Raw genomic sequence first — 25,499 nt, forward strand, 5'->3', positions numbered from 1 at the left:
GGCTTTCAGACAAAGAGGGCGGCGATCACCATCACCAGCCCGGCGGCGGCGATCAGCCAGACCAGCGAGCGGAAATAGGGAACGCCGAAGGCGTACAGCGGCAGGTAGATCAGCCGCCCGAAGAAATAGAGATGCGTCCCGACGAAGGTCAGCGTCTGGCCGTCCTTACCGGCGATATGCGCCATGATCACGGCGGCGGCGAAGATCGGCAGGGTTTCGAACAGATTGGCCTGGGCCCGTATGAGCCGGCCCGCCATCACGCCGGGCGGCGGGCATTCGGCATCGCGCGGGCCCGCGTTCCACTTCAGGCCCAGCTCGGCCGTCCGGGCCGTCGCGGCCGCCCCGATCTGGACCAGGGCCAGGATCAGGGTGAAGGCCAGCATGATGAATTCGGGCGTCATATCCATGGCTTCCATCCCCTCCCCGGTCAGCCCTGCCGATAGTTTGGCGCTTCGCGGGTAATCATCACGTCATGGACGTGGCTCTCGCGCAGGCCGGCGCCGGTGATGCGAACGAAACGGGCCCGCTTCTGCAGTTCGGGAATGCTGGACGCCCCGACATAGCCCATGGCGGCGCGCAGCCCCCCGACCATCTGGTGCAGCACCGGGGCGATCGGCCCCTTGTAGGGCGTCTGGCCCTCGATGCCCTCGGGCACCAGCTTCTGGGTGTCCTCGACTTCCTTCTGGAAATAGCGGTCGGCCGAACCGGCCCCCATGGCCCCGACCGAGCCCATGCCGCGGTACGACTTGTAGGACCGGCCCTGGTACAGGAAGACCTCGCCCGGGCTTTCATCCGTGCCCGCGAACATCGAGCCCATCATGGCGACGCTGGCTCCAGCGGCGATGGCCTTGGCCAGATCGCCCGAATATTTGATGCCGCCGTCGGCGATGACCGGCGCGCCGGAGTCCTTCGCCGCGCGCACGGCCTCCATGATGGCGGTCAGCTGGGGCACGCCGACGCCGGCGACGATGCGGGTGGTGCAGATGCTGCCCGGGCCGATGCCGACCTTCACGGCGTCGGCGCCCGCGTCGATCAGGGCGCGGGCGGCGTCATAGGTGGCGACATTGCCGGCGATGATCTGGATGCGGTTGGATTCCCGCTTGATGCGCTCGACCACGCGCGAAACCTGGATGGAGTGGCCGTGGGCGGTGTCGATGACGACCACGTCCACGCCCGCCTCGGCCAGCGCCATGGCCCGCTCATAGCCCGCGTCCCCGACGGTCGAGGCGGCGCCGACCAGCAGCCGGCCCTGATCGTCCTTGGCGGCGTGGGGGTGGGCCTGGGCCTTCTCGATGTCCTTCATCGTGATCAGGCCGGTGGCGCGATAGTCCTCGTCGACGACGATGACGCGTTCGATCTTGCGGTCGCGCAGCAGGGCCCGCGCCTCGTCGCGTCCCGCGCCCTCGCGCACCGTGACCAGATCGCCGGTGGTCATCAGCTCGATGGCCTTGCGGGTCGGATCGGTGTCGAAACGCATGTCGCGGTTGGTCAGGATGCCGACCAGCTTGCCGCTGACCGGGTCGACGACCGGGAAGCCCGAGATCTTCTTCTTGGCCACGATGGCGCGGATCTCGCCCAGCGTCGTCTGCGGCGTGATGGTCACCGGATTGATGACCATGCCGCTTTCGTAGCGCTTCACCTCGCGCACCTGATCGGCCTGTTCCTCGACCGTCATATTGCGGTGAAGGATGCCCAGACCGCCGGCCTGGGCCATGGCGATGGCCAGCCGGCTTTCGGTGACCGTGTCCATGGCGGACGAGGTCAGCGGGATGTTCAGCCTGATGTCGCGGGTCAGCTGCGTCGAGACGTCCGCGTCGGCGGGCATGATCTCTGACGGGCCGGGTTCCAGCAAAACATCGTCGAAGGTGAGCCCTTCGCGTATCTCCATGAGGAGTCTCCGTTTTGCGGGCCGCGTATAGCGGTGACCGGCGGGGAACCGCAAGGCCCGGCCGCGCTTATCGCCACGATAAGAACAATTGGCTTGCCGATGCGGCGCCCACCCCACATCTGGAAGACCTATGGTCCGCACGCTCATCAGCACCGCCCGCCGCCTCGCGCTCAAGATCGCGAGCTATGGCGTGATGCACCTGGTGGTCGCCATCCTGGTGGCCTTCGCCATCACGCGCGACTGGCGTCTGGCCCTGGCCGTCGGCGTGGTCGAGCCCTTCTTCCAGACCATCGCCTATTCGATCCACGACCGCGTCTGGCACCGGATCGAGCACCGCAAGATGCTGTCGGGGCTGGAAGAGGCGTCCGAAGCCTTCACCGCCCGCCTCCAGATCATGGCGCCCGAGGAACAGACCCGCGCCCACGGCCATCACGGCCACAGTCACGCCCTGCCCCGCTCGTTCAAACAGATCGCGCTGAAATCCGTCACCTATGGCGTGATGCATTTCGTGGTCGCGGTGGCGGTGGCCTTCGCCCTGACCCGAGACTGGCGGGTGGCCCTGGCCATCGGCATCATCGAGCCGCTGGTGCAGACGGTCTTCTTCACCGCCCACGACCGCATCTGGACGCGGATCGAGGCGCGCAAGGCCCGGCGGGCGGCGGAGATGGCCTCGGCCTGATCAGGGCTCCAGGTAGCCGGTCGTCGAACAGCCAGGCCGGATCCGGCCTGGCCGCCCCTCGCCGTCCCGGCACATGAGCCCTCGCAGGCCGAGGACCTGCGCCGGAAACCGTTCGGTCTCCCAGACCACGCGCCCGTCGCGGACGCCCAGCAGGCCGATGTCCGAGCCGTTGCTGTGTCCCGGACCCAGTTTGACGGCGACGACCGCGAAACCGGGATCGGCGGGATCGCCATAAACCCGCACGCCCCTTGTCCCCGCCGCAAAGGCGTCCACGCCCTGCGGCAGCACAGAACCGGGCTCGACCGAGGCCAGCAGGGCGCCGCCCTCGCGGTCGGCACGGGCCGCTTCCGAGCGCTGGAAGGGCACGGCGACGAGGAACGGCAGGCCGATCATGGCCCAGATGATGTCGGTGCCGATATCGCCGCTGCGAACCGGCGGCCCGTTCGGAAGCGGTCCGCAGATGCTGGCCACCGACAGATCATCCGGTATCGGAGGCAGACGATCCAGGACGCCGAGGCCGTCCGGGGCCGGCAGGCCTCCCGGCGCGGCCAGCCATGGCGACTCCAGCGACCGCGCCCGGCCGAACGCCTCCACGCCCTCGCGGGTCGCCGGGCCGGTCCCGCCCGGCCGCAGTGGCTCAGGGTGGATGGCCGCGAGACGGCCGTTCTCAAAGACCAGATAACCCCTGTTCCGCCGGGCCAGTCGGGTCCGCGGCCGGCCCTCGACGTTGTCGGGATCGGGAACCTCGGGGAAGCCTGTCACGCAGCTGTCGCCCGCCGGCGCGACCCGCCAGAAGCGCATCGCCGGATAGATTTCGATGGAGCGTTCGGCTTCGGCGATGCGGAAGGCGTCCGCCGCGACCGGATCAGGCGCGGCGCCCAAGGCGGTCGCGACCTGGCTCGGCGTCTGGCCCAGCAGGTCGGCGACGGCCACGCGCGTCTCCCTTTCAGGCGCGGCCTGAAGGGCGACGGACAGGGCGGCCGCCAGCAGACTCATCGCTTGTTCAGCGCCACCAGAAACACCTCGGCGCTGTCCTTCCGGCTCGAGGCCGGCTTGACGTATTTCACGGTCTCGAACCCGGCCCGCAGCCGCGCCAGCACGCCGCCGGCGTCGCCGCCCTGGAAATTCTTCGACACGAAATGCCCGCCCGGCCGCAGGGTGCGCAGGGCGAAGTCGGCGGCGATCTCGATCAGGGCAATGATCTTCAGGTGGTCGGTCTGGCGGTGGCCGACCGTATTGTGGGCCATGTCGGACAGGACCAGATCGGGCGGTCCTCCCAGCAGGTCGATCATCTGCTGATCCACCCCCGGATGGGTGAAGTCGGCCTGGATCATGATGGCGCCCGGCACCGGCTCGACCGGCAGCAGGTCGACGCCGACCACCGAGGTCGCCCCGCGCTTGACCGCCACCTGGGCCCAACCGCCCGGCGCGGCGCCCAGGTCGATGACCCGGCTGCCTTGCCGGATCAGATGAAACCGGTCGTCGATCTCCAGCAGTTTGAAGGCCGCGCGGCTGCGCCAGCCCTCGGCCCGGGCCCGCTCGGACCATTTGTCCGACAGCTGCCGCTTGATCCATTGCTGGCTGGACATCGACTTGGTGTCCGCCGTCTTCATCTTCGTGCCCATGCCGCGCCCGGCGGCGGTCCCGCCCGAGGGCGGGCGCACCATGCGGCGTCGTTCTGCGGGCTTTTCATCGTCGGTCATCGGATCTCAATAGCCGCGTCAGCGCTCGCAAGCTACGACGCGGCGAACAGCACCAGCCTCGGGAGCCGCAGTAATGCAGAAAATCATCGCCCTTTGCGGACTTGTGACGATCCTGAATTCCATGCCGCTCACTGCGGCGGCGCAGACCTCGCCCGACGTGCCCTGGAGCGCGCCCGCCACAACCGAGATCATTGTGGAGGATCGGCGCTTCACAAGCGGCGGGGCCGAGCTGGCGGGAACGCTCTTCCTGCCGCGCAGCAACAAACCGGTCGCGGCGGTCGTCGTGACGCATAGCGCCTCGGCGCCGCTGCGGACCGCGCCACTCTACGAACATCTGAAGATGGCTCTCCCCGCGCTCGGGATCGCCGTCTTCGTCTATGATCGGCGGGGATCCGGAGAATCCGGCACGGCGACCGCCGGGGGCGATTTCACCATTCTGGCCGATGATGCGATCGCCGCTGCAATGAGCCTGAAATCGGACCCCCGTATCGACCCGGACCGTGTCGGCAGCTGGGGACTGAGCCAGGGCGGCTGGATTTCGGCCCTCGCGGCGGCGAGAAGCTCCGAAATCGCCTTCGCGATCTCGGTCTCGGCTCCGGTGGTCACCGCGGACGTCCAGATGATGTTCTCCTCGACCAACCATCTGCGCGCCAACGGCTATTCCCAGGCCGATATCGACCAGATGGCCGCGACCCGGAAAGCCGTCGACGACTACATGCGCGGCACGGGAACCAGAGAGGCCGCCCAGGCCATGATCGACGCCGCCAAAACCGAGCCGTGGTTCAGATATACCTATATGGGCGAAACGATCCGCGATCGCGCGGTCTCGGGTTGGCGCAGGGAAATCGAGAACGATCCCCTGGCGAACCTTGCTACGGTCGCCGCTCCCGTCCTCGTCCTCTTCGGAGCCCACGACGCGGTCGTCCCGGTCGCCATCTCGGTTGAGCGCCTGCAGACCATCGCATCGCGGATGCCGAAGATGGACGTTCATGTCGTCGCCGGCGCGGATCATGCGATGGAGATGGCGGTCGATACGGGGGTTTCGCTGGATCCCCGAAGCGACGGCAGGGAGACCCCTGACTCACCGGAATATCTGGCGGTCCTTGCAAGCTGGCTCACCAGACAGGGTCTCGTCGCGAACGGCCGATGACGGCGCTGACGCGGCCGCCGCGCACCGACAGGAGCAAGCAGCCGCTTTCGCCGCCCGGAGCGGCGCGCTATGACGCCCGCCACTGTTCAAAAGGAGCGCGCCGATGGCCGACGAAACCCTGACCTTCACCCTCGACACCGGCGACGGCGTCGACCGCGATGTGGTCATCAAGCTGCGCCCCGACCTGGCCCCCGGCCACGTCGCCCGCATCACCGAGCTGGCGAAGGAAGGCTTCTACGACGGCGTCGTCTTCCACCGCGTCATCGCGGGCTTCATGGCCCAGGGCGGCGACCCGACCGGCACCGGCACGTCGGGCTCGAACAAGCCGAACCTGAAGGCCGAGTTCTCGAAAGAGCGCCACGCCCGCGGCGTCTGCTCCATGGCCCGCACCTCGGATCCCAACAGCGCCAACAGCCAGTTCTTCATCTGCCTGGACGACGCCTCCTTCCTCGACGGCCAGTACACCGTCTGGGGCGAGGTGATCGAAGGCATGGAAAACGTCGACGCCCTGCCGAAGGGCGAGCCGCCGCGCTCGCCGGGCAAGATCGTCAAGGCCACGGTCAGCTAAACAAAAGGGCCGCTCCGGAAGGGGCGGCCCTTTTTGCATTACCACCCGCCGTCACCCTCGGGCTTGACCCGAGGGCCAGACCATCCGGCGCTCAGCGGCAGATGGAAACCCGCGACCGGTGGGCCATCCTGAACGCACGGCCTGCCTCAACCTCTGATCCTCGGGTCAAGCCCGAGGATGACGGCTGGAGGGGTGTCGCTATTCGATCTCCACCACCTCGACCCGCGCCCCGTTCAGCACCAGCGCGATTTCCCCCCGCTTGAGCTTGAGCGCGTCCTCGCCGAACAGCTGGCGGCGCCAGCCCTTCAGGGCGTCGACGTCGGCCTCGTCGTCGAGCGCGATCTTCTCGAGATCGGCGACATTGGCCAGCAGCTTGGTCGCCACCCCGGCGTTGTCGCTCTTGGCCTTCAGCAGCACCTTCAGCAGCTCCACCACCGACGGCGGGGCCGGCTGGTTGTGGGACGGGCGTTCCAGCTTCGGCGCATGCGCCTCCGGATCGGCCAGCACCCGCTTCAGCTCGGCCGACAGTTCGATGCCCAGCCGTGAGGCGCCGAACCCCTTGGGCACGGAACGCAGGCGGTTGAAGGCGTCGGGGTCGGTCGGGCCCTGGGCCGCGATCTCGTCGATGGCCTCGTCCTTGAGGATGCGGCCGCGCGGCTGGTCGCGCTCCTGCGCCGTGCGTTCGCGCCAGACAGCGGTGGCGACGAACGCCGACAGGTATCTGGCCGAGAATTTCTTGGGCTTGAGGCGCTTCCACGCCTTTTCCGGGTCGGTGTCGTACAGGGCCGGATCGGTCAGATCCTCCATCTCGGCCATGACCCACTCCAGACGGCCTTCCTTCTGAAGGCGGTCGCGCAGCTTGGGATACAGGGCCGCCAGATGGGTCACGTCGCCCAGGGCGTAGATCAGCTGGGCGTCGGACAGCGGGCGACGGGCCCAGTCGGTGAACCGGCTGCCCTTGTCGACCTCCTGACGCAGCATCTGACGCACCAGCGCCTCATAGGAGACCTGATCGCCGAAGCCCGCGGCCATGGCGGCCACCTGTGTGTCGAACATGGGTTTGGGCATGGCGCCCAGTTTGACGAAGATTTCCGTGTCCTGACGCGCGGCGTGGAAGACCTTGATGATCTTCGGGTCGCGCAGCAGGTCGAGGAAGGGCTCCAGATCCAGACCTTCGGCCATCGGATCGATGATGGCCGCATCCGTGGCCGACGCCGCCTGGATCAGGCACAGGCGCGGCCAGTAGGTCGTCTCCCGCATGAACTCGGTGTCGACGGTGATGAAGGGCTGGTCGGCCAGGAGCTTGCAGAAATCGCGAAGCGCCTCGGTGGTGGTGATCGGCGTCATTCGGATGCTATAGCCCCGCGCGACAGGGTTGTGGCAAGAGCCGCCGCAGAAAACCTCCCACTGATTCAGGCCCGTGACCCATGAGCGACACCTCCGATTCCCGGAATGACGGCCTCAGGAACGGTTTGACCTACGCCGATGCGGGCGTGGACATCGACGCCGGCGAAATGCTGGTGGACGCCATCAAGCCTCTGGCGAAGTCGACCCGCCGCCCCGGCGCCGAGGCCTCGCTGGGCGGATTCGGCGCCCTGTTCGACCTCAAGGCCGCCGGTTTCGAGGATCCGCTGATCGTCGCCACCACCGACGGCGTGGGCACCAAGCTGAAGATCGCCATCGAGACGGGCCGCCATGACGGCGTCGGGATCGATCTGGTCGCCATGTGCGTCAACGACCTGCTGGCCCAGGGCGCCGAGCCCCTGCTGTTCCTCGACTATTACGCCACCGGCAAGCTCGAGATCGACGCCGCCAAACGGGTCGTCGCCGGCATCGCCGAGGGCTGCCGTCAGGCCGGCTGCGCCCTCGTGGGCGGTGAAACGGCCGAAATGCCCGGCATGTACCAGGGCGGCGACTACGATCTGGCCGGCTTCTCGCTGGGCGCGGTCGAGCGCGGTCACGCCCTGCCATATCTGGACCGTCAGGCGGCGGGCGACATCATCATCGGCCTGGCCTCCTCGGGCCCGCACTCCAACGGCTATTCCCTGATCCGCAAGGTTGTGGAGAAGTCCGGCCTGTCGTGGGGCGACGACGCCCCCTTCGCCCGCGACCGCACCCTGGCCCAGGCGCTGATGGAGCCGACCCGCATCTATGTGAAGCCGGTGCTGCCGCTGATGAAGGACGGACTGGTCAAGGGCGCGGCCCACATCACCGGGGGCGGCCTGATCGAGAACCCGCCCCGCTGCATCGCCGACGGCCTGCAGGCCAGCTTCGACTGGGACGCCTGGCCCGTGCCGCAGGTGTTCCAGTGGCTGGGCGAGGTCGGCGGCGTTTCGGACCACGAGCTGCGCCGCACCTTCAACTGCGGCGTCGGCTTCATCCTGATCGTCGCGCCCGAAAACGCCGAGCCGGTTCTGGAATCCCTGCTGAACGCCGGCGAGGTCGCCTTCGTCTGCGGCCAGCTGGAAGCGGCCTAGCCCGCGTCCAGCGTGCTGTAAGTGACCCGGACGATCGCCGCGGCGCCGGGATTCTGGCGCAGCGACACTGTCACCCCGTCCCTGGTCCAGATCGCGCGACCCGGGGGCAGATCCGCCTCGGGAGAGAATCCCTGCTCACGCAACAGGGGCTGGATCGACCGCTTCACGCCGTCGAAGCCGCCGCGGCGCGCCTGGATGACGCAGACGCGGTTGAGGTTGTCGTCCGCGGCGGCGCCCGTCGTGGTCAGCCGCAGGATGTACGCCTGATCCTCGCTCTGGAAGTTGAGCGTGTCCTCATCAGCCGCGGTGACGACGAAACCGAGGGGACCCAGCGAGGCCGCATCGCGCGGCTCGCCGGCGACATAGGGCAGGCACACTTCGCTCAGGATGGTCAACGTCATATCGGTCGGAGGCGGCGCTGAAGCCGTCAGGACGGCGGCGAAAACGAGAGCGAGCATCGGGGAAACCTCCGGGCGGTCCGTCACTGTTTCCCACCCCTGCGCGCCGCGCAAGCGCCGCCGCCGTTGACCCGGCAGGGCACGCCCGGCAAGGTCCGCGCCTGCCCTGCAAACGAGGTCGCCGATGCGTATGCTTTCTGTCGCCCTGGCCGGACTGGTGCTTTCCGCATCGGCCGCGTCGGCCCAGGCCCCGGTTGAGGAACAGGCCCTGCTGCATCAACTGGCCGGCGACGTCCAGCCGGAGCGGATGCGCGGGGACATCCAGGCCCTGGTCGGCTTCGGCACCCGGCACACCCTGTCCGAAACCCGGTCGGACACGCGCGGCATCGGCGCTGCGCGCCGCTGGGCGCAGGCGCAGTTCGAGGCGATCAGCCGCGACTGCAACGGCTGCCTGACCGTCGTCACGCCCTCGGACACCGTCACCGGGCCCCGCGTGCCGACGCCGACCGAGGTCGTCGACATCGTCGCCATCCAGCGCGGCACGGGTGACCCCAACCGCGTCATCATCATCTCGGGCCATATCGATTCGCGCGTCACCGACGTGATGAACTTCACGTCCGACGCGCCGGGGGCCAATGACGACGCCTCGGGCGTCGCGGCGGTGCTGGAGGCGGCGCGGGTGCTCTCGAAGCACAGGTTCGACGCCACCCTGGTGTTCGCCGCCCTGTCCGGCGAGGAACAGGGGTTGCTGGGCGGCAAGATCCTGGCCGACTACGCCCAGGCCCAGGGCTGGCGCGTCGAGGCCAATCTGAACAACGACATCGTCGGCAATTCCGAAGGCCAGTCCGGCGTGCGCGACACCACCCGGGTTCGCGTCTTCTCCGAGGGCACCAAGACGGTCGAGACCGAGGCCCAGGAAGAGCGCCGGCGCTACAACGGCGGCGAGGTCGATTCCTCCTCGCGCAACCTCGCCCGCTTCGTCGACGGCGTGGCCGACCGCTATCTGGTCAATTTCGACGTCGAGATGATCTATCGCACCGATCGCTACGGTCGCGGCGGCGATCAGGTCGAGATGCTGCGCCACGGTTTCCCCGCCGTCCGGATCTCCGAGGGCGCCGAGAACTACGACCGCCAGCACCAGGACCTGCGCACCGACGACGGCATCGACTACGGCGACACCATCCACGGCGTCGACTTCGGCTATCTGGGTCAGGTCGCGCGGCTGAACATCGTCTCCATGGCCGCCTTGGCCAACGCCCCGGCCAGTCCGCTGGGCGTCGCCATCCAGGGCGCGGTCAGGCCCGACACCACGGTGACATGGCAGGCCGTGCCCGGCGCCGCCGGCTATCGCGTCTGGTGGCGGTCGACCACCGCCCCGCAATGGACCCACAGCCGCTGGGCCGGATCGGCGACCGAACTGGTCCTGCGGAACATCGTCATCGACGACTATTTCTTCGGCGTCTCGGCCGTGTCGGACGACGGCTACGAAAGCCCCGTCGTCTTCCCCGGCCCGGCCGGTTCCTTCGTTTCGGTCGGCGATCCGGCCCCCCGTCCAGCGAACTGATGCCCGACCCTCGACCCGTTCGCGTCGCCGTACTGATCTCGGGCGCGGGCTCCAACATGGCGGCGCTGATCGACGCCGGGCAGCAGGACGGCGCGCCTTTCGAGGTCGTGCTGGTCCTGTCCAACAAGCCGGACGCCGGCGGACTGGCGGTGGCGCAGGCCAAGGGCGTCGCCACGGCCACCGTCGACCACCGCGCCTTCGGAACGGACCGTCAGGCGCATGAGCAGGCCCTCGACGCCGCCCTGACCGCCCATGACGTCGAAGTCGTGGCGCTGGCGGGCTATATGCGGCTGCTGACGCCCTGGCTGGTGGGCCGCTGGTCCGACCGGATGCTGAACATCCACCCCAGCCTGCTGCCGAAATATCCCGGCCTCGACACTCACGCCCGCGCCATCGCCGCCGGCGACGCCGAGGCCGGCTGTTCGGTCCACCTCGTCACCGAGGGCGTCGACGAGGGCCCGGTGCTGGGCCAGAGCGCCGTGCCCGTGCAGGCCGACGATACGCCCGCCTCCCTGTCCCAGCGGGTGCTGGCGGCCGAGCACGCCCTCTATCCCCGGACGCTGGCCGACTTCTGCCGCCAGATTAGAAGTTTGTAATAACCCGTCTTTCCCGGCGACAGCGGCGATGACCTGAGGCAGCTTGCCGCCCAATTTCAACGGGGGCTTTCATGCTCAAACTTCGTCTCATGGCCTGCGCCGCCGGCGCCGCCCTTACGCTCGCGGCCGGCATCGCACAGGCCCAGACCGCGCCGCCGATCGTGGAGATTCCCTCGGCGACCCAGGCCCAGATCGGCGAGTTCGGCTTCGACATCGGCGGTATGGACACCACCATCCGCCCCGGCGCCGACTTCAACCGTTACGCCAACGGGACCTGGCTGAAGACTACGCCGATCCCGGCCGACCGCACCTCGTACGGCGCCTTCCATATGCTGCACGACCGGTCGCAGGAGAACCTGCGCACCCTGATCGAGGAAAGCGCCGCCAACCCCACGACCAGCCCGGACGCGGCCCGCATCGGCGCCTTCTACGGCAGCTTCATGGACGAGGCGACGGTCGAGCGCCTCGGCGCCTCGCCGCTGCAGGCCGATCTGGCCGAGGTCCGCGCCGCCGACACCCGCGAAGAAATCGCCGCCCTGATGGGCCGCACCCAGGGCGGCTTCGGCTCCAGCCTGTTCGGGGCCCAGATCTTCGAGGACCTGAAGGACCCGAAGACGATCAGCGTCTACATCGGCCAGGGCGGCCTCGGCATGCCCGACCGCGACTATTATCTCGAAGAAAGCTTCGCGACCCAGAAGACCGCCTATCAGGCCTATGTCGCCAGGGCCCTCGAGCTGGCCGGCTGGCCTGATCATGAGCAGGCCGCCGCCGACGTCGTCGCCTTCGAGACCCGCATCGCCGAACAGCACTGGACCCAGGTCCAGAACCGCCAGATCGACAAGATCTACAATCCGGCCACCCTCGCCGAACTGGCCGCCTCGGCCCCCGGCTTCGACTGGGCGGCCTGGGCCGAGGGCGCCGGCATCGCCCACATTCCCACGCTGATCGCCGCCAACAACACCGCCTTCCCCGGCATGGCGCAGGTCTTCGCCGAGACCCCGATCGGGACCCTGCAGTCGTGGCAGGCCTTCCACGTCGTGGACCAGGCCTCGCCCTGGCTGTCGAGCGCCTTCGTCGACAACAATTTCAACTTCTACGGCAAGACCTTGGGCGGCCAGCCCGAGAACCGGCCCCGCTGGAAGCGCGGCGTCGCCCAGGTGGACGCATCGCTGGGCGAGGTGCTGGGCCGCGAGTTCGTGGCGCGTCACTTCCCCGCCGAGTCCAAGGCCCAGATGGAGACCCTGGTCGCCAATCTGCGCCGCGCCATGACGGCCCGCATCGAGAGTCTGGACTGGATGAGCCCCGAGACCAAACAGCAGGCGCTCTACAAGATGAGCCGCTTCGGGGTGAAGATCGGCTATCCCGACGAATGGCGCGAATACGACGGCCTGCGTCTCGAGCCCGGCGATCTGTACGGCAACGTCGAGCGCTCAGCGGCCTTCGAATGGGCCTTCAATGTCGCCAAGCTGGGCAAGCCGGTGAACCCGCTGGAGTGGGGCATGACCCCGCAGACGGTGAACGCCTACTACAACCCCGTCCGCAACGAGATCGTCTTCCCGGCGGCCATCCTGCAGGCGCCCTTCTTCGATCCCAACGCCGATCCGGCGGTCAACTACGGCGGCATCGGCGCCGTCATCGGCCACGAGATCACCCACGGCTTCGACGACCAGGGCCGCAAGACCGATGGCGACGGCGTGCTGCGCGACTGGTGGACCGCCGAAGACGCCACGAAGTTCGAAGCCCGCGCCGCCGTTCTGGGCGCGCAATACTCGGCCCTGACCCCGCTGGAGGGGGCCAGTGTCAACGGCGACCTGACCATGGGCGAGAACATCGCCGACCTGGGCGGCCTGCTGCTGGCGCTCGACGCCTACCACATGTCGCTGAACGGGGCTGAAGCGCCGGTCATCAACGGCCTGACCGGCGACCAGCGCGTCTTCCTCGGCTGGGCCCAGGTCTGGCGCAACAATACCCGCGACGAGGCCCTGCGCCAGCAGGTCACGGTCGACCCGCATTCGCCGGCCCAGTACCGGGCGGCGGTGTCGCCGCGGAACATCGACGCCTGGTATGCCGCCTTCGGCGTCCAGCCGGGCGACGAGCAATACCTGGCCCCCGAGGCCCGCGCCCGCATCTGGTAAGGCGGCCCGCAGGAACGACGACGGCCCCGGCGAGCGATCGCCGGGGCCGTTTTCATTGGACCGTGGATGCCTAGTTCGGGCGGCGGCGCGGCGTGGTGACCGCCCCGGCCACGGCGCCCGCGGCGGCGCCGGCCACGGTCGAGCCGGTGTTGCCGCCGATCGCCTGACCGACGACGGCGCCGCCGATGGCCCCTGTCGCGGCGCGTTGCTCCATGGTCGTGCCGCACGCCGACAGCAGGGTCAGCACGGCGGCCGCGGGGGCGAGTTTCAGAATCGGTTTCATATCAATGCTCCTTGGGGAGAGGGCGATGTCGAAACGTCCGGAGAGCAGTGGCGGTTCCTGCGGCTGCGCCTCCTGCGGCCCCGCCTCGATCCGCCACTGGTAATTTCATCCACCTGATGTGATATACAATCTATCACTCCAGAGGTTTTGATGATCACCGGCCCCCAGATTCGCGCCGCCCGGGCGCTCCTCGGCATCGACCAGCGTGAGCTCGCCCGCCTCTCGGGCCTGTCGACCCAGACGATCCAGCGGATGGAGGCCTGCGAGGGCTCGGTCCGGGCCGTGGTCGACAGCCTGGAGAAGGTGATGACGGCGATCTCGGCCGCCGGCGTCGAACTGATCGTCGAGGGCGCGCCCAGCCAGGGGGTCGGCCGCGGGGTCCGGCTGATCGGCGGGAAATAGATCGTCATGGGAAACGACTGGAAGCTGTTCCTGCCCAAGACGGTCACCGTCCTGCGCCAGGGCTACGGCCCGGCCGACTTCCGCGCCGACACGTTCGCCGGCCTGACCGTCGCCGTGGTCGCCCTGCCCCTGGCCATGGCCCTCGCCATCGCCTCGGGCGCCACGCCCGAGGTCGGGCTGATCACGGCCATCGTCGCCGGCTTCCTGATCTCGGCCCTCGGCGGCAGCCGGTTCCAGATCGGCGGCCCGACCGGCGCCTTCGTGGTCATCGTCTACGGCGTGATCTCGAAATTCGGCTACGACGGACTGCTGATGGCCACCCTGATGGCCGGGGGGATCCTCATCGTCGCGGGACTGGCCCGCGTCGGGACCCTGATCAAATACATCCCCGATCCCGTCACCACCGGCTTCACCAGCGGCATCGCCGTCATCATCATGGCGAGCCAGATCAAGGACATCCTCGGCCTCGAGGCCGCCGCCGTCCCGGCCGAACTGATCCCCAAGCTTCAGGCCCTGTGGGCCGTCCGCGACACCGTCAGCCTGCCGGCCCTGGGACTCTCGGCCGCCTGCGTCGCCGGCATCCTGCTGCTGCGCCGGCACGCCCCGCGCCTGCCGGGCTTCCTCATCGTCACCGTCCTGGCCGCCGGCGCCGTCGCCCTGACCCAGTGGCCCGTCGAGACCATCGGCTCGCGCTTCGGCGAGATGAGCGCCCGCCTCCCGGCGCCCAGCCTCGCCTTCTGGCGCTGGGACAACGCCATGGAGCTGTTGCCCAGCGCCCTGACCATCGCCCTGCTGGCCGGGGTGGAGTCCCTGCTCTCGGCCGTCGTCGGCGACCAGATGACCGGCCGGCGTCACCGCTCGAACGTCGAACTGGCAGCCCAGGGCGTGGCCAATGTCGCCTCGGCCGCGGTCGGCGGCCTGCCGGCCACGGGCGCCATCGCCCGCACAGCCACCAACATCCGCTCGGGCGCCCGCTCGCCCGTCGCCGGCATGCTGCACGCGGTCTTCCTGCTGCTGTTCATGCTGCTGCTGTCGCCGGTGATGAAACTGGTCCCCATGGCGGCCCTGGCGGCCATCCTCGTGGTGGTGGCGCTGAACATGGCCGAGGCGCACCGCTTCCGCCTGATCCTGCGCACCTCCCACGGCGACCGCGCCGTTCTGCTGGCCACCTTCGGCCTGACCGTGCTGGTCGACCTCACCGTCGCCATCGAGGTCGGCATGGTGCTGGCGGCCTTCGTCTTCATGCACCGCATGGCCGGCCTCGCCTCGATCGAGGGCGGCGCCCCCATCATCGAGGGCGACGAGGACGACCTCGCGCCCGGGCGGGGCGGCCGCTACACGCCCAACCAGGGACTTCCGGCCGACGTCGGCGTCCTGACCTTCCGGGGTCCGCTGTTCTTCGGCAGCGCGGCTGTGGTCAAGGACGCGCTCGACCGCATCGGTGCGCGCAGGCGCATCTACATCCTCCGCCTCGAAGCGGTGCCGCTGCTCGATCCCACGGGAGCCTTCGCCTTCGGGGATCTGCTGAAGCGGCTGCTGGACGAGGGCGACGAGGTGTTGATCGTCGGCGCCGGACACGGCGTCCTTCGGGCCCTGCTGCAGACCGTGCCCAGGCCGGTGCTGAAACGCGTCCGCTTCGTGCGCACCTTCGAGGCGGCGCGCAAACGGGTCCTCGACCGGGCCAACGGCCCGGAATACGAAACGGCCGCCCCCCCCTCAGGAGGACCGGCCGCCGGTCAGATCACGGGATGAACGCGGCTCAGCCGACGATCTGGTCGTCCGTGAAGAACTGGGCGATCTCGATGCCGGCGTTCTCGATGGAGTCCGAACCGTGGACCGAGTTCTCGCCGATCGACAGGGCGAACGACTTGCGGATCGTGCCCTCCGCGGCGTCCTTCGGGTTCGTGGCGCCCATGACTTCGCGATAGCGGGCCACGGCGTTCTCGCCTTCCAGCACCTGGACCACGACCGGTTCGGCGGTCATCTGGCCGACCAGCTCGCCGTAGAACGGGCGCTCGGCGTGGACTTCATAGAATTTCTTCGCCTGCGCTTCGGTCAGCTTGACGCGGCGCTGGGCCACGATGCGCAGCCCGGCGCCCTCGATCACGGCGTTGATGGCGCCCGTCAGATTGCGGCGCGTGGCGTCGGGCTTGATGATCGAGAAGGTGCGTTCGGTCATGGAGGTGACTTCTTGTTGGGAGATTGAGGGTGAATCTTGCGAGGTGGGGGCTTATAGCGGCGCCCTCCCCGGTTTCCAACCGCCACACAATTTTGCCTCTTTCGGCCGCCGCAGGGCGGTTCGATGCGTCAGGGGCCGCCCGAGACTTCGACCGACCATGCTCCAGATCACCGACCTGACCTTCAACGCCTGGGGCCGCAAATTCCTCGAGGACGCCTCCGTCTCCCTGCCGCCCGGCTCCAAGGTCGGGCTGGTCGGGCGCAACGGCATCGGCAAGTCGACCCTGTTCAAGCTGATCCTCGGCGAACTGGCGGCCGGCGGCGACGAGATCAGCCTGCCGAAGACGGCCCGCATCGGCTCCGTCGATCAGGAACACCCCGCCACCCCCGTCAGCGTGCTGGAGACCATCCTCGAGGCCGACGAGGAGCGCCACAGCCTGCTGGGCCGTCTCGAGACCGCCGAGCCCGAAGAGATGGGCGAGATCTGGACCCGGCTGATCGAGATCGACGCCGACGCCGCCCCCGCCCGCGCCGCCGAAATCCTCGTCGGCCTCGGCTTCAGCCAGGAGAACCAGCAGCGGCCGATGTCGGAATATTCCGGCGGCTGGCGCATGCGCGTCGCCCTGGCCGCCGCCCTGTTCGCCGAGCCGGACATGCTGCTGCTCGACGAACCGACCAACTACCTCGACCTCGAAGGCGCCCTGTGGCTCGAGGCGCGGCTCAAGAAATACCCGCACACCGCCCTGATCATCTCCCACGACCGCGAGATGCTGAACGAGGTCTGCACCCACATCCTGCACCTCGCGAACCACAATCTGACGCTCTACACCGGCAACTACGACGCCTTCGAAAAGGCCCGCGCCGAGAAGGCCCGGCTTCAGATGTCGGCCAAGGCCAAGCAGGACGCCGAGCGCGCCCACCTCCAGGCCTTCGTCGACCGCTTCAAGGCCAAGGCCTCCAAGGCCGCCCAGGCCCAGTCGCGCATGAAGCGTCTGGCGAAGATGCAGCCTGTCTCGACCACCATCGAGGAACGCGTCGCCCCCTTCATCCTGCCCTCCCCGCCGCGCCCCCTCGCCCCGCCCCTGATCCGGCTGGAACGCGCCAACGTCGGCTATGAGACCGGCAAGCCCATCCTGCGCAATCTCAACCTGCGCATGGACCTGGACGACCGTATCGGCCTGCTGGGCGTCAACGGCGCCGGCAAGTCGACCTTCGCCAAGATGATCGCCGGGGCGCTGGACGTCTCGGAAGGCGAACTGCACCGCGACCGCAAGATGCGCGTGGGCTGGTTCCATCAGCACCAGATCGAGGCCATGGACCCGACCGACACCCCGCTGGAGATCGTCCGCCGCGCCATGCCCGACGCCCCGGAGAGCGCCCGCCGCTCAAAGCTGGCGCAATGGGGTCTGGGCTATGAGAAGCAGGAGACCACCGTCGCGTCCCTGTCCGGCGGCGAGCGCGCCCGCCTGCTGCTCAACCAGGTGGCCATGGATGCGCCGCACATCCTGATCCTCGACGAACCGACCAACCACCTCGACATCGACAGCCGCCGGGCCCTGCTCGACGCCCTGAACGAATACTCGGGCGCCGTCATCCTGATCACCCACGACCGCTCGCTGATGGAGATGGTCGCCGACCGCCTGTGGCTGGCCGCTGACGGGACGGTGAAGCCCTTCGAGGGCGACATGGACGACTATGCGAAATTCGTCCTCGACCGCGCGAAGGCGGCGGCGGTCCGGCCCAGCCAGATCAAGGACGAGGCGGCTGCATCGGCAAACGGCCCTCAAGCAGCGAGCGCCCGCGGCGCGAGCGATAGGGGAAACAAAAAGAAATCAGGCCCTTCGCCCTCCACCCTGCGTCACGCAGTGAAGAAGGCCGAGGAGCGGATGACCCAACTGACCGCCGAGATCGCCCGCATCGACGACGACATGGCCAACGCCTCGGTCAGCAATCCCAAGGCCCTCGAGGGCCTGACCCGCGCCCGCGCCAAGACCCAGTCCGACCTCGACGCCGCCGAACAGGCCTGGGTCGCGGCGGAAGAGGCGTTGGCCGAGGTGAGCTGATCCGGCGTCCCCCTGGGGGGGACGGAATCCGTGGCTCGCACCTCCTTCCTGTCGTCATCCCGGGGGCGCGAAGCGAACCCCGGGACCCAGCGGCGCGCGACAGCGCGAAGCTGTCGGGAGCGCGGCTGCGTCGGGCATCGCCTTCCCTGACGCTCCGGCGCGGCTGGGTCCCGGCCTTCGCCGGGATGACGACAGGACAAGTGCTGGAGATCCGCCGCCAGCCAGACGAGTTGCAAACGCCAACCCCTTGATCCCGGGCGGGGTTCGGGACGCAGCAGCGTCATTTCCCAGCCTTGGTCGGGACCCGTGCGACACTCTTCCCGTCCCGTCGCGGGGGAGGCGCAGAGGCCTTGCGTGATCTGGCGGCGGGATGTGGAGAAGCGGGGCCCGGTTCCCGGCTGTTCAAGCAAGACAGCCAACGCCCGGGGCCCGGCCGGTCGCACAGTCGCCGGTCAGGTGTCAGGGACGAGGGGGATACTCGTCCGGTCCGGGGCCCGTGTCGCAAGCACGGCCCGCCCGCCGGAGGCGCTGCGGTAAGGCGATAAGACCGCCACCGGACGCAAGCTTCCGCCCAATCTCCGCGCGGAGCGTCTGTCTGCGTCGAAACGGTAACCCCAACGAACTCCGGGCGCAGCCCGGCGCTCCGCACGCCTCCCGCCCTCACGCCGTCCGGCTCGGGGTGTTCAACCGCGCCCCGAGCGCCCTTCTTGCCGGCCCCGGAAAGGGTCATACTCGCGAATCCCATGCTCATCCGCCGCCTCCCCCCTGAAACCGTCAACCGCATCGCCGCCGGCGAGGTGGTCGAACGCCCGGCCAGCGCCATCAAGGAGCTGGTCGAGAACGCGCTGGACGCCGGCGCCGCCCGGATCGAGATCCAGGCCGACGGCGGCGGCCTCAGCCGCATCCTCATCGCCGACGACGGGCATGGCATGGCGGCCGACCAGCTGGCCCTCGCCGTCGAACGCCACGCCACCTCCAAGCTGGAGCCCGACGACGCCGGCGACGTCGACCTCCTGCGCATCCACACCCTCGGCTTCCGCGGCGAGGCCCTGCCCTCGATCGGCTCCGTCGCCCGCCTGACCATCACCAGCCGGCCCAAGGATGGCGGCGACGCCCACAGCATCACCGTCGAGGGCGGCGACCAGCGCCCCGTCTCGCCCGCCGGCTTCCCGGGTCCCCATGGCGCCCGCGTCGAGGTCCGCGACCTGTTCTACGCCACCCCCGCCCGCCTCAAATTCATGAAGTCCGAACGGTCGGAGGCCATGGCCATCTCGGAAGAGATCAAACGCCAGGCCATGGCCCATGAAGGCGTCGCCTTCACCCTCGACCTCGACGGCAAGACCACCTTGCGGCTGCCCGCCGAACACCCGGGCGACGCCGGCCGGCTCAAGCGGCTCGCCGCCCTGCTCGGCCGCGACTTCGAGGCCAACGCCCTGCTGATCGACCAGTCGCGCGACAACGTCCGCCTCACCGGCTACGCGGGTCTGCCGACCTACAGTCGCGGCAACGCTGGCCACCAGTATCTGTTCGTCAACGGCCGCCCGGTGAAGGATCGCCTCCTTCAAGGGGCCTTGCGCGGCGCCTACGCCGACTTCCTCGCCCGCGACCGCCATCCGGCGGCGGTGCTCTTCCTTGAGATCGACCCGCTCTACGTCGACGTCAACGTCCACCCGGCCAAGGCCGAGGTCCGCTTCCGTGATCCCGCCCTCGTGCGTGGCCTGATCGTCGGCGCCCTGCGCCACGCGCTCGCCGGCGCCGGACACCGCGCCTCGACCACCGTCGCCGCCGACGCCCTGGCCGGCTTCCGCCCCCATGCCGGCGTCGGGGCCGGCGCCGCCTTCAGCCCGTCGACGCCCTCGGCCCGAGGCTGGAGCGGCTGGCAGGGCTGGGCCGCACCCGCCACTGCGACCGCACAGATCATTCCCGGGCTGAACGAGCGCTCCGCCCGCGTCGAAGCCGCTTCCGGCGATCATGATCAATCATTGATTCATCATGAATCCACCGGCGCCGTCGACCCGCTGGACTTCCCGCTGGGGGCGGCCCGGGCCCAACTGCACGGCACCTACATCGTCGCCCAGACGCGCGACGGCCTTGTCGTTGTCGACCAGCACGCCGCCCACGAACGCCTCGTCTATGAGCGGATGAAGGTCCAGATGGCGCGCGGCGCGGTCACCCGTCAGGCCCTGCTGACGCCCGAGGTGGTCGAGCTGGATCCGGCCGAGGCCGAGCGCGTCTCGGCCCGTGTCGACGAACTCGCGGAACTGGGCCTGATCGTCGAGCCGTTCGGCGTCGGCGCCGTGCTGGTGCGTGAGACCCCCGCCCTGCTGGGCGACACCGACGTCCAGGGTCTGATCCGCGACATCGCCGACGACCTCGCCGAACACGGCGCCGCCCTGGCCCTGTCGGAACGGCTCGGCGAGGTTTGCGGCACCATGGCCTGCCACGGCTCGGTGCGGGCGGGGCGCGTGCTATCCGCCCCCGAGATGAACGCCCTGCTGCGCGAGATGGAGGTCACCCCCCATTCGGGCCAGTGCAACCACGGCCGTCCGACCTATGTCGAACTGAAGCTGGCCGATCTGGAAAAGCTGTTCGGCCGGCGCTGACCGTCTCCGGTCCATCGGCATTCATCGGCTCACCTCGTTCCCCATCCGTTGCCCGGCCCCTGCCCCGCCATGCAGGCTAACCCCGCTGCGAACCTGCAGCGCGAGGGCGACGGACCATGAGAAAAGCCGGATCCATGACCCAACTCCTGACGGTCATCGTGATCGCCAGTTCGCTGATCTTCATGGCCCTGGGCATCATCGCGATGGGGCCTTCGCGCGCCGCGCCGTCCGCCGAGGCGGAGGTCGACTATCCTGAGGGCTATCGCCGCTGGACCCAGGTGAGGAGCACCGTGGTCGGCCCGGCCAGCCCCTTCTTCGCCACCTTCGGCGGCTTCCATACGGTCTACGCCAACGACATCGCCATGCAGGGCTATGAGACCGGCGTCTTCCCGGACGGGTCGATCCTCGTCGTCGATCTGCGGGAAGGGCCGATCACCGACAGGGGCGTTGACGCCGGCGCGCAGAAACGGCTCGACGTCATGGTCCGGGATCACGCCGCCTTCCCCGCCACCGACGGCTGGGGCTACGCCAGCTTCATGGGCCCCGGAAACAGGACCGTCCGACGCTTCGCCCAGGCCGAGGCCGCTGTCCGCTGCCACGCCTGCCACACCCGCCGCAGCGCGAACGACTTCGTCTTCTCCTCCTACGAGGAGTAGCGCCCAGGGCCCCTCACCCCCGGTTCGGCCTTGGGAAGGACGCGCGCGGCTGCTCCCGGGCCGCGTGCGTCCGACGGCTTCACACCAGCGCTTCCACCACCCCGCCGGCGCGACCGCCGGACACGACTTCCCCTCCGGCGAGGGCGTAGACGACGCCGTCCACCGCCGCGGCCGCCAATCCATGACGCGGCGTGCGCATCGCGGGCCCCGCCTCCCAGCGATCCGCCGCCGGGTCGTAGATCCAGGTCTCGGCGAACACCCCGCCGCCGCCCCGGGCGAACCATTCGCCGCCGAAGGCGACCAGCCTGCCCCTCGCCGCCGCCATCGCCAGCCCGCCGCCGACCTGATTACCGGCGGCCCCGGAATGCGGAATGGGCGCCAAGGTATCCCAGCGGTCGGCGGCCGGATCATAGCGGTCCAGCCGCCCCGTGCCTCCGCCGCCTACGGTGCGCCCCCCGGCCACCCAGATGGCTCCATCCAGAACCGCGCCCGCCGCGCTGTTCTTCGCCATCGGACAGGGCCGCGCCGTCTCCCAGCGGTCGCCCGCCGGGTCATAGACCAGATGGGCGGCCGTATCGGCCTGATCGTTCCACTGGGCGTTGGCGGCGCCGGCCGGCGAACGGCCCGTGACCAGATGCATTCGCCCCCCGATGCCGACGCCCACGGTTTCGCACAGCCGCCCGGGCATCCGGCCGACCGGGATCCAGCCGTTTGCGTCCAGCGCCCAGACGTCGGTCATGGCGGTCCAGTCGCCCTCGGCAGACCGCCCGTAGCCGCCGAACACGAACACCCGGCCGTCGTCCCCCGCGATCAGCATCGGATGGTGGCGCGGCGCCGGCAGCCGCGGCCCCTCGCTCCAGGCGTCGGCCGCTGGATCGTAGACGCCGGTTCGATCCTCGATGATCAGGGTGCTGCCTTCGCCTCGCCGCAAGCCGCCCGCGATGACGATCCTGCCGCCCGAGACGGCGCAGTAAATCTCCTGCACTGCCCATGGCAGCGAAGTCCTGGCGACCCAGGCCGACGCGGACGCCTCCGCGCAGACGGCGTACGGAACCGCGGCCGTAGCTCCGGCGGCGGCGAGGAAGGTGCGGCGGTCCATCCGGGTCATGGGCTCAGCCTGGCGCAGAATCCCGACCTGCGCTATACGGCCAGGGTCAAACCCTCGGGATCACCCCGACAGGAAGCCTATGTCCGAGATTGCGCGAAAGGCCTGAGGCCTCCACGGCGCCGACTGTGAAGAGCCTCTGAACCGCACGCCGGCGTGTGGAGCGAAATCGGTCGGCCGTCCGCGGCCGGCTCAGATTTCGCTTCGAACAATGCCGCCGGCGAGAGCTTTCACGCCTTTCCGGACACCACGAAATGAACATCTCCCGTGCGGAGCAACGCACGCTGCACGCCCTGGCGCAGGGCGGAGCGATCGTGCTCGAACGCGATACTCACGGCCGCATCCTGCGCGCCGACTGCTTCACCCGCGACGGCTTCCTGCTGACCGACTGCACCCTGTCGGTCTGGAAGAAGCTCAAGACCAAGGGGCTGATCGCCTCGATCGGCGGCGGTCCCTACCGGGTCAACCGCGACGGACTGGCGCGCATGCGCAGCCAGCTCGACAACCGGGTCTCAGCCCGCCGCTGGTAGAACCCGGAGGAAAAGGACGCGCGCGGCGCCGTAGTCGCGCGCGTCCAGCCTTTCATATCCCGGCGTATCGATCTCGGGCTCGTCCGAGCCGCGCTCGAAAACGACCACCGCCCCGGGCTTGAGCCAGTTGCCTTCCAGCAGCCGGACCAGCGTCTGCTCGCCCATCCCCTTGCGATAGGGCGGATCGAGGAAGGCGAGATCAAAAGCCTCGCCGTCCGAACCGGGACGGACGCCCAGATCCGTCGCATTGCGCCGGTGCACGCGGGTGCGACCCATCAGATGCCAGGCGTCGGCGTTCTCGCGGATGGCGCCGCGGGCGTCCTCGTCGGTCTCGACGAACAGGGCGAAGGCGGCGCCTCGACTGATGGCCTCGAAGCCCAGCGCGCCCGAGCCGGCATACAGGTCCATGACCCGCAGGCCCTCCAGCGGCTCGGCCCAGGCGGCGTGCTCAAGGACGTTGAAGATGGCCTGCCGCGCGCGGTCCGAGGTCGGGCGCGTGCCTTCCCCCTCCGGCGTGACGATGGACCGGCCTTTCAGACTGCCTGCGACGATCCTCACGGATCAGCCCTTGGAACGCGGACCGCGCGGACTGCCGCGCCCGCCGGCCGGGCCGGCGCCGGGACGCGACCCGCCGGGTTTCCCCTTGAAGGGCGAGCCTCCGGGCTTCCGTTCGAAGGGCCGCTTGTCGCCTGACCGCTCGTCGCTGCGGGCCGCGGGACGGGCGCCGGTGCGGGCATCGCCGCGCGGGCGGTCGATGAACTGATCCTCGCGGGGCTTGAAGACGCGTTTCGGACGCTCGCCAGCTTCCGCGCCCTCGGGCCGGGCGCGGGGCGTGAAATTCTTCTTCGGATGTTCGAACTTCGGTCCGGCCTTGGCCCAGCCGGCCTTCTTCGGCGGACGGGCGGCGCGTTCCGCGGCGGCGTCAGCAGCGGCGCCGGCGGCGCGGACGCGGCTGGGCTTGCGCGACGGGTCCGAGATGGCCGACCCCGAGGCGCCCTTGACGATCGGCGCCGAGGTGCGGCGGCCGGGGATCGGCGCCGGGGTAGAGACCGTATTGCCCTGGGGCAGGTTCTCGGGGCGGATATGCTGGGCCAGCATCTCGCGGATCACGCGGGGGCCGACCTCCTCGACCGAACCGGTCGGCAGGGTGCCCAGCTGGAACGGTCCATAGGCCAGACGGATCAGCCGGTTCACGGTCAGGCCGAGGTGTTCCAGAACCTTGCGGACCTCGCGATTCTTGCCCTCGGTGATCGAGACGCTGATCCACAGATTGGCGGGGCTGTTGCCTTCCGACTCCTTGGCCTTGTCCAGCGTCGCCTCGATGGGGCCGTAACGGATGCCGTCGACGGTGACGCCGTCCTTCAGAGAATCCAGCTGCAGCTGGCTGACGCGGCCCCGGGCGCGGGCCCGGTACTGGCGCACCAGTTCGGTCTGGGGCAGCTCCAGCGCCCGGCTCAGCTCGCCGTCATTGGTCAGCAGCAGCAGGCCCTCGGTGTTGAGGTCGAGACGGCCGACCGAGATCACGCGCGGCAGGCCGCTGGGCAGGGCGTCGAACACCGTGGGCCGGCCCCCCGGATCATTGTGCGAGGTCACCAGGCCGGCGGGCTTGTTGTAGCGCCAGACGCGGGTCGCCTGGGCCGAGCCGATCGGTTTGCCGTCGACGGTGATGACGTCGTCGCGCGTGACCAGCACGGCGGGCGTGTCGAGGATCTTTCCGTTCACAGCCACCTTGCCGAGGCCGATCAGCCGTTCGACCTCCCGGCGCGAGGCGATGCCGGCGCGGGCCATGGCCTTGGCGATGCGTTCGCTGCGCTTGGGGCCCTCGTCTGCCTTGGGCGCGGACTTGCCATCCTTGGAGAAGGGTTTGCCGCCCGCTTTACCGAAGGATTTGCCGCCCTTGGGCGGGCCGCGATCGTCGCCGCCTTCGGCGCGCTTGACGAAAGGTTTGCGGGGACCGTCGCGGCTGTCGTCTTGACGCGGGCGCGGCTTCTTGTCGTTGTCTCGGGGATGGCTGGCCATGATGAGCGGTTCATGCACATGGCCTTGGCATGTGCGCAAGCGGCGGCGGACGCGGGAGAGACTCCCGTGGGCTGCGTCATCGTCGATGAAACCACCGGAGAAGTGATCGCCGAGGGTCGAAACGGTCCCATCGGCGCGCATGATCCGACCGCCCACGCAGAGATCGCGGCGATGCGGGCGGCCGGGGAGAAGCTGGAAAATTATCGTCTCACGGGCCTGACCCTCTATGTGACGCTGGAGCCGTGCGCGATGTGCGCCGGGGCCATCAGCCACGCGCGGATCGGCCGGGTGGTCTGGGGCGCAGACGATCCCAAGGGCGGCGCAGTCCTGCACGGACCCCGCTTTTTCGAGCAGCCGACCTGCCACTGGAAGCCCGCCGTCGAGGGCGGCGTTCTGGCCGCGGAGGGCGGGGATCTGCTGCGGGGTTTCTTCCGGGCGCGGCGCAAAGGAACGGCGGCGCCTGACGCACGTTAGTCCGAGGGGCCTTATTGCTCCGCTTGTT

Annotated in this window: 25 protein-coding genes; 14 read left to right on the top strand and 11 right to left on the bottom strand. The window is 69.3% G+C overall.

Translation table 11 applies throughout. The features are described from left to right. Positions 1-5: 5 nt before the first annotated feature. Together BrevBR_RS02020 and guaB are read right to left on the bottom strand one after the other, a co-directional pair. Complete coding sequence (locus BrevBR_RS02020) at positions 6-407, bottom strand: MAPEG family protein (RefSeq protein WP_332640765.1); 402 nt, start codon at positions 405-407, stop codon at positions 6-8. A 20-nt stretch (positions 408-427) separates the two neighbouring features. Further along, on the bottom strand, positions 428-1,888 hold the full coding sequence (gene guaB, locus BrevBR_RS02025) for an IMP dehydrogenase (RefSeq protein WP_332640766.1): 1,461 nt from the start codon (positions 1,886-1,888) through the stop codon (positions 428-430). A 130-nt stretch (positions 1,889-2,018) separates the two neighbouring features. On the opposite strand from guaB, the gene BrevBR_RS02030 reads away from it, so the two are divergent. Then, positions 2,019-2,567 (top strand): DUF2061 domain-containing protein, encoded by a 549-nt coding sequence (locus tag BrevBR_RS02030; RefSeq protein WP_332640767.1) that lies wholly within the window; start codon positions 2,019-2,021, stop codon positions 2,565-2,567. On the opposite strand, the gene BrevBR_RS02035 is transcribed toward BrevBR_RS02030, so the two are convergent. Next, on the bottom strand, positions 2,568-3,563 hold the full coding sequence (locus BrevBR_RS02035) for a hypothetical protein (RefSeq protein WP_339999767.1): 996 nt from the start codon (positions 3,561-3,563) through the stop codon (positions 2,568-2,570). It lies immediately after the preceding gene. After that, the gene (locus tag BrevBR_RS02040) at positions 3,560-4,270 is read right to left on the bottom strand and encodes an RlmE family RNA methyltransferase (RefSeq protein WP_339999768.1); all 711 of its coding nucleotides are present in this window, start codon (positions 4,268-4,270) and stop codon (positions 3,560-3,562) included. Before BrevBR_RS02040 ends, BrevBR_RS02035 begins: the two co-directional genes overlap by 4 nt. A 73-nt stretch (positions 4,271-4,343) precedes the next feature. On the opposite strand from BrevBR_RS02040, the gene BrevBR_RS02045 reads away from it, so the two are divergent. Together BrevBR_RS02045 and BrevBR_RS02050 are read left to right on the top strand one after the other, a co-directional pair. Further along, positions 4,344-5,420 carry an alpha/beta hydrolase family protein gene (locus BrevBR_RS02045; RefSeq protein WP_339999769.1) on the top strand — a complete coding sequence of 359 codons (1,077 nt, stop codon included), beginning with the start codon at positions 4,344-4,346 and terminating at the stop codon, positions 5,418-5,420. Between the two features lie 103 nt (positions 5,421-5,523). Continuing rightward, complete coding sequence (locus BrevBR_RS02050) at positions 5,524-5,988, top strand: peptidylprolyl isomerase (protein ID WP_339999770.1); 465 nt, start codon at positions 5,524-5,526, stop codon at positions 5,986-5,988. Between the two features lie 198 nt (positions 5,989-6,186). Here BrevBR_RS02050 and rnd read toward each other — a convergent pair whose 3' ends face one another. Beyond that, positions 6,187-7,335, bottom strand: coding sequence for a ribonuclease D (gene rnd, locus BrevBR_RS02055; RefSeq protein ID WP_332640774.1), 1,149 nt, complete (start codon positions 7,333-7,335; stop codon positions 6,187-6,189). A gap of 80 nt (positions 7,336-7,415) precedes the next feature. Here rnd and purM point away from each other — a divergent pair, with 80 nt between their 5' ends. After that, the gene (gene purM / locus BrevBR_RS02060; protein ID WP_332640775.1) at positions 7,416-8,465 is read left to right on the top strand and encodes a phosphoribosylformylglycinamidine cyclo-ligase; all 1,050 of its coding nucleotides are present in this window, start codon (positions 7,416-7,418) and stop codon (positions 8,463-8,465) included. Here purM and BrevBR_RS02065 read toward each other — a convergent pair. Beyond that, on the bottom strand, positions 8,462-8,923 hold the full coding sequence (locus BrevBR_RS02065; protein ID WP_339999771.1) for a hypothetical protein: 462 nt from the start codon (positions 8,921-8,923) through the stop codon (positions 8,462-8,464). The genes purM and BrevBR_RS02065 overlap by 4 nt on opposite strands. A 124-nt stretch (positions 8,924-9,047) precedes the next feature. Between BrevBR_RS02065 and BrevBR_RS02070 the strand changes: the two genes are divergently transcribed. From BrevBR_RS02070 to BrevBR_RS02080, 3 genes are all read left to right on the top strand, one after another. Beyond that, positions 9,048-10,427: a M28 family metallopeptidase gene (locus BrevBR_RS02070; RefSeq protein ID WP_339999772.1), complete on the top strand. Its 1,380-nt coding sequence runs from the start codon at positions 9,048-9,050 to the stop codon at positions 10,425-10,427. Then, on the top strand, positions 10,427-11,023 hold the full coding sequence (gene purN / locus BrevBR_RS02075; protein ID WP_339999773.1) for a phosphoribosylglycinamide formyltransferase: 597 nt from the start codon (positions 10,427-10,429) through the stop codon (positions 11,021-11,023). The genes BrevBR_RS02070 and purN overlap by 1 nt, the downstream gene beginning before the upstream one ends. A 71-nt stretch (positions 11,024-11,094) precedes the next feature. Further along, positions 11,095-13,158, top strand: coding sequence for a M13 family metallopeptidase (locus BrevBR_RS02080; RefSeq protein ID WP_339999774.1), 2,064 nt, complete (start codon positions 11,095-11,097; stop codon positions 13,156-13,158). A 70-nt stretch (positions 13,159-13,228) separates the two neighbouring features. On the opposite strand, the gene BrevBR_RS02085 is transcribed toward BrevBR_RS02080, so the two are convergent. Continuing rightward, complete coding sequence (locus BrevBR_RS02085; RefSeq protein ID WP_332640780.1) at positions 13,229-13,441, bottom strand: glycine zipper 2TM domain-containing protein; 213 nt, start codon at positions 13,439-13,441, stop codon at positions 13,229-13,231. 150 nt (positions 13,442-13,591) lie between these two features. Here BrevBR_RS02085 and BrevBR_RS02090 point away from each other — a divergent pair, with 150 nt between their 5' ends. Then, entirely contained in the window at positions 13,592-13,843 is a 252-nt protein-coding gene (locus BrevBR_RS02090) for a helix-turn-helix domain-containing protein (RefSeq protein ID WP_332640781.1), read from the top strand. Positions 13,844-13,849: 6 nt separating this feature from the next. Next, positions 13,850-15,595 carry a SulP family inorganic anion transporter gene (locus BrevBR_RS02095; RefSeq protein WP_339999775.1) on the top strand — a complete coding sequence of 582 codons (1,746 nt, stop codon included), beginning with the start codon at positions 13,850-13,852 and terminating at the stop codon, positions 15,593-15,595. Positions 15,596-15,602: 7 nt separating this feature from the next. On the opposite strand, the gene ndk is transcribed toward BrevBR_RS02095, so the two are convergent. Further along, positions 15,603-16,022, bottom strand: coding sequence for a nucleoside-diphosphate kinase (gene ndk / locus BrevBR_RS02100; RefSeq protein ID WP_332640783.1), 420 nt, complete (start codon positions 16,020-16,022; stop codon positions 15,603-15,605). Between the two features lie 157 nt (positions 16,023-16,179). Between ndk and BrevBR_RS02105 the strand changes: the two genes are divergently transcribed. The 3 genes from BrevBR_RS02105 (at position 16,180) to BrevBR_RS02115 (ending at position 21,343) form a co-directional block, all read left to right on the top strand. Beyond that, complete coding sequence (locus BrevBR_RS02105) at positions 16,180-18,084, top strand: ABC-F family ATP-binding cassette domain-containing protein (protein ID WP_339999776.1); 1,905 nt, start codon at positions 16,180-16,182, stop codon at positions 18,082-18,084. A gap of 743 nt (positions 18,085-18,827) precedes the next feature. After that, positions 18,828-20,687 (top strand): DNA mismatch repair endonuclease MutL, encoded by a 1,860-nt coding sequence (gene mutL / locus BrevBR_RS02110; protein WP_332640805.1) that lies wholly within the window; start codon positions 18,828-18,830, stop codon positions 20,685-20,687. Positions 20,688-20,821: 134 nt separating this feature from the next. Continuing rightward, positions 20,822-21,343 (top strand): cytochrome P460 family protein, encoded by a 522-nt coding sequence (locus BrevBR_RS02115; RefSeq protein ID WP_332640806.1) that lies wholly within the window; start codon positions 20,822-20,824, stop codon positions 21,341-21,343. Between the two features lie 79 nt (positions 21,344-21,422). On the opposite strand, the gene BrevBR_RS02120 is transcribed toward BrevBR_RS02115, so the two are convergent. After that, entirely contained in the window at positions 21,423-22,451 is a 1,029-nt protein-coding gene (locus tag BrevBR_RS02120) for a Kelch repeat-containing protein (protein ID WP_339999777.1), read from the bottom strand. Positions 22,452-22,702: 251 nt separating this feature from the next. On the opposite strand from BrevBR_RS02120, the gene BrevBR_RS02125 reads away from it, so the two are divergent. Continuing rightward, positions 22,703-22,978, top strand: coding sequence for a YjhX family toxin (locus BrevBR_RS02125; protein WP_332640808.1), 276 nt, complete (start codon positions 22,703-22,705; stop codon positions 22,976-22,978). Here BrevBR_RS02125 and rsmD read toward each other — a convergent pair. Both rsmD and BrevBR_RS02135 read right to left on the bottom strand, forming a co-directional pair. Next, on the bottom strand, positions 22,961-23,536 hold the full coding sequence (gene rsmD / locus BrevBR_RS02130) for a 16S rRNA (guanine(966)-N(2))-methyltransferase RsmD (RefSeq protein ID WP_332640809.1): 576 nt from the start codon (positions 23,534-23,536) through the stop codon (positions 22,961-22,963). The genes BrevBR_RS02125 and rsmD overlap by 18 nt on opposite strands. 3 nt (positions 23,537-23,539) lie before the next feature. Beyond that, positions 23,540-24,997 carry a pseudouridine synthase gene (locus BrevBR_RS02135; protein WP_339999778.1) on the bottom strand — a complete coding sequence of 486 codons (1,458 nt, stop codon included), beginning with the start codon at positions 24,995-24,997 and terminating at the stop codon, positions 23,540-23,542. Between BrevBR_RS02135 and tadA the strand changes: the two genes are divergently transcribed. Then, positions 24,986-25,471, top strand: a complete 486-nt coding sequence (gene tadA, locus BrevBR_RS02140) for a tRNA adenosine(34) deaminase TadA (RefSeq protein WP_339999779.1) — start codon at positions 24,986-24,988, stop codon at positions 25,469-25,471. The two genes, BrevBR_RS02135 and tadA, sit on opposite strands and share 12 nt — an antisense overlap. Positions 25,472-25,499: the final 28 nt, after the last annotated feature.

It is taken from the genome of Brevundimonas sp. BR2-1 (assembly GCF_037626195.1).
In the GTDB taxonomy this organism is placed as follows: Bacteria; Pseudomonadota; Alphaproteobacteria; order Caulobacterales; family Caulobacteraceae; genus Brevundimonas.

What these genes read in the sequence shown, in the direction of transcription:
- BrevBR_RS02020 (WP_332640765.1), bottom strand. Translation starts at nt 407, where the DNA reads ATGGATATGACGCCCGAATTCATCATGCTGGCCTTCACCCTGATCCTG.
- guaB (WP_332640766.1), bottom strand. Translation starts at nt 1,888, where the DNA reads ATGGAGATACGCGAAGGGCTCACCTTCGACGATGTTTTGCTGGAACCC.
- BrevBR_RS02030 (WP_332640767.1), top strand. Translation starts at nt 2,019, where the DNA reads ATGGTCCGCACGCTCATCAGCACCGCCCGCCGCCTCGCGCTCAAGATC.
- BrevBR_RS02035 (WP_339999767.1), bottom strand. Translation starts at nt 3,563, where the DNA reads ATGAGTCTGCTGGCGGCCGCCCTGTCCGTCGCCCTTCAGGCCGCGCCT.
- BrevBR_RS02040 (WP_339999768.1), bottom strand. Translation starts at nt 4,270, where the DNA reads ATGACCGACGATGAAAAGCCCGCAGAACGACGCCGCATGGTGCGCCCG.
- BrevBR_RS02045 (WP_339999769.1), top strand. Translation starts at nt 4,344, where the DNA reads ATGCAGAAAATCATCGCCCTTTGCGGACTTGTGACGATCCTGAATTCC.
- BrevBR_RS02050 (WP_339999770.1), top strand. Translation starts at nt 5,524, where the DNA reads ATGGCCGACGAAACCCTGACCTTCACCCTCGACACCGGCGACGGCGTC.
- rnd (WP_332640774.1), bottom strand. Translation starts at nt 7,335, where the DNA reads ATGACGCCGATCACCACCACCGAGGCGCTTCGCGATTTCTGCAAGCTC.
- purM (WP_332640775.1), top strand. Translation starts at nt 7,416, where the DNA reads ATGAGCGACACCTCCGATTCCCGGAATGACGGCCTCAGGAACGGTTTG.
- BrevBR_RS02065 (WP_339999771.1), bottom strand. Translation starts at nt 8,923, where the DNA reads ATGCTCGCTCTCGTTTTCGCCGCCGTCCTGACGGCTTCAGCGCCGCCT.
- BrevBR_RS02070 (WP_339999772.1), top strand. Translation starts at nt 9,048, where the DNA reads ATGCGTATGCTTTCTGTCGCCCTGGCCGGACTGGTGCTTTCCGCATCG.
- purN (WP_339999773.1), top strand. Translation starts at nt 10,427, where the DNA reads ATGCCCGACCCTCGACCCGTTCGCGTCGCCGTACTGATCTCGGGCGCG.
- BrevBR_RS02080 (WP_339999774.1), top strand. Translation starts at nt 11,095, where the DNA reads ATGCTCAAACTTCGTCTCATGGCCTGCGCCGCCGGCGCCGCCCTTACG.
- BrevBR_RS02085 (WP_332640780.1), bottom strand. Translation starts at nt 13,441, where the DNA reads ATGAAACCGATTCTGAAACTCGCCCCCGCGGCCGCCGTGCTGACCCTG.
- BrevBR_RS02090 (WP_332640781.1), top strand. Translation starts at nt 13,592, where the DNA reads ATGATCACCGGCCCCCAGATTCGCGCCGCCCGGGCGCTCCTCGGCATC.
- BrevBR_RS02095 (WP_339999775.1), top strand. Translation starts at nt 13,850, where the DNA reads ATGGGAAACGACTGGAAGCTGTTCCTGCCCAAGACGGTCACCGTCCTG.
- ndk (WP_332640783.1), bottom strand. Translation starts at nt 16,022, where the DNA reads ATGACCGAACGCACCTTCTCGATCATCAAGCCCGACGCCACGCGCCGC.
- BrevBR_RS02105 (WP_339999776.1), top strand. Translation starts at nt 16,180, where the DNA reads ATGCTCCAGATCACCGACCTGACCTTCAACGCCTGGGGCCGCAAATTC.
- mutL (WP_332640805.1), top strand. Translation starts at nt 18,828, where the DNA reads ATGCTCATCCGCCGCCTCCCCCCTGAAACCGTCAACCGCATCGCCGCC.
- BrevBR_RS02115 (WP_332640806.1), top strand. Translation starts at nt 20,822, where the DNA reads ATGACCCAACTCCTGACGGTCATCGTGATCGCCAGTTCGCTGATCTTC.
- BrevBR_RS02120 (WP_339999777.1), bottom strand. Translation starts at nt 22,451, where the DNA reads ATGACCCGGATGGACCGCCGCACCTTCCTCGCCGCCGCCGGAGCTACG.
- BrevBR_RS02125 (WP_332640808.1), top strand. Translation starts at nt 22,703, where the DNA reads ATGAACATCTCCCGTGCGGAGCAACGCACGCTGCACGCCCTGGCGCAG.
- tadA (WP_339999779.1), top strand. Translation starts at nt 24,986, where the DNA reads ATGGCTGGCCATGATGAGCGGTTCATGCACATGGCCTTGGCATGTGCG.
- BrevBR_RS02135 (WP_339999778.1), bottom strand. Translation starts at nt 24,997, where the DNA reads ATGGCCAGCCATCCCCGAGACAACGACAAGAAGCCGCGCCCGCGTCAA.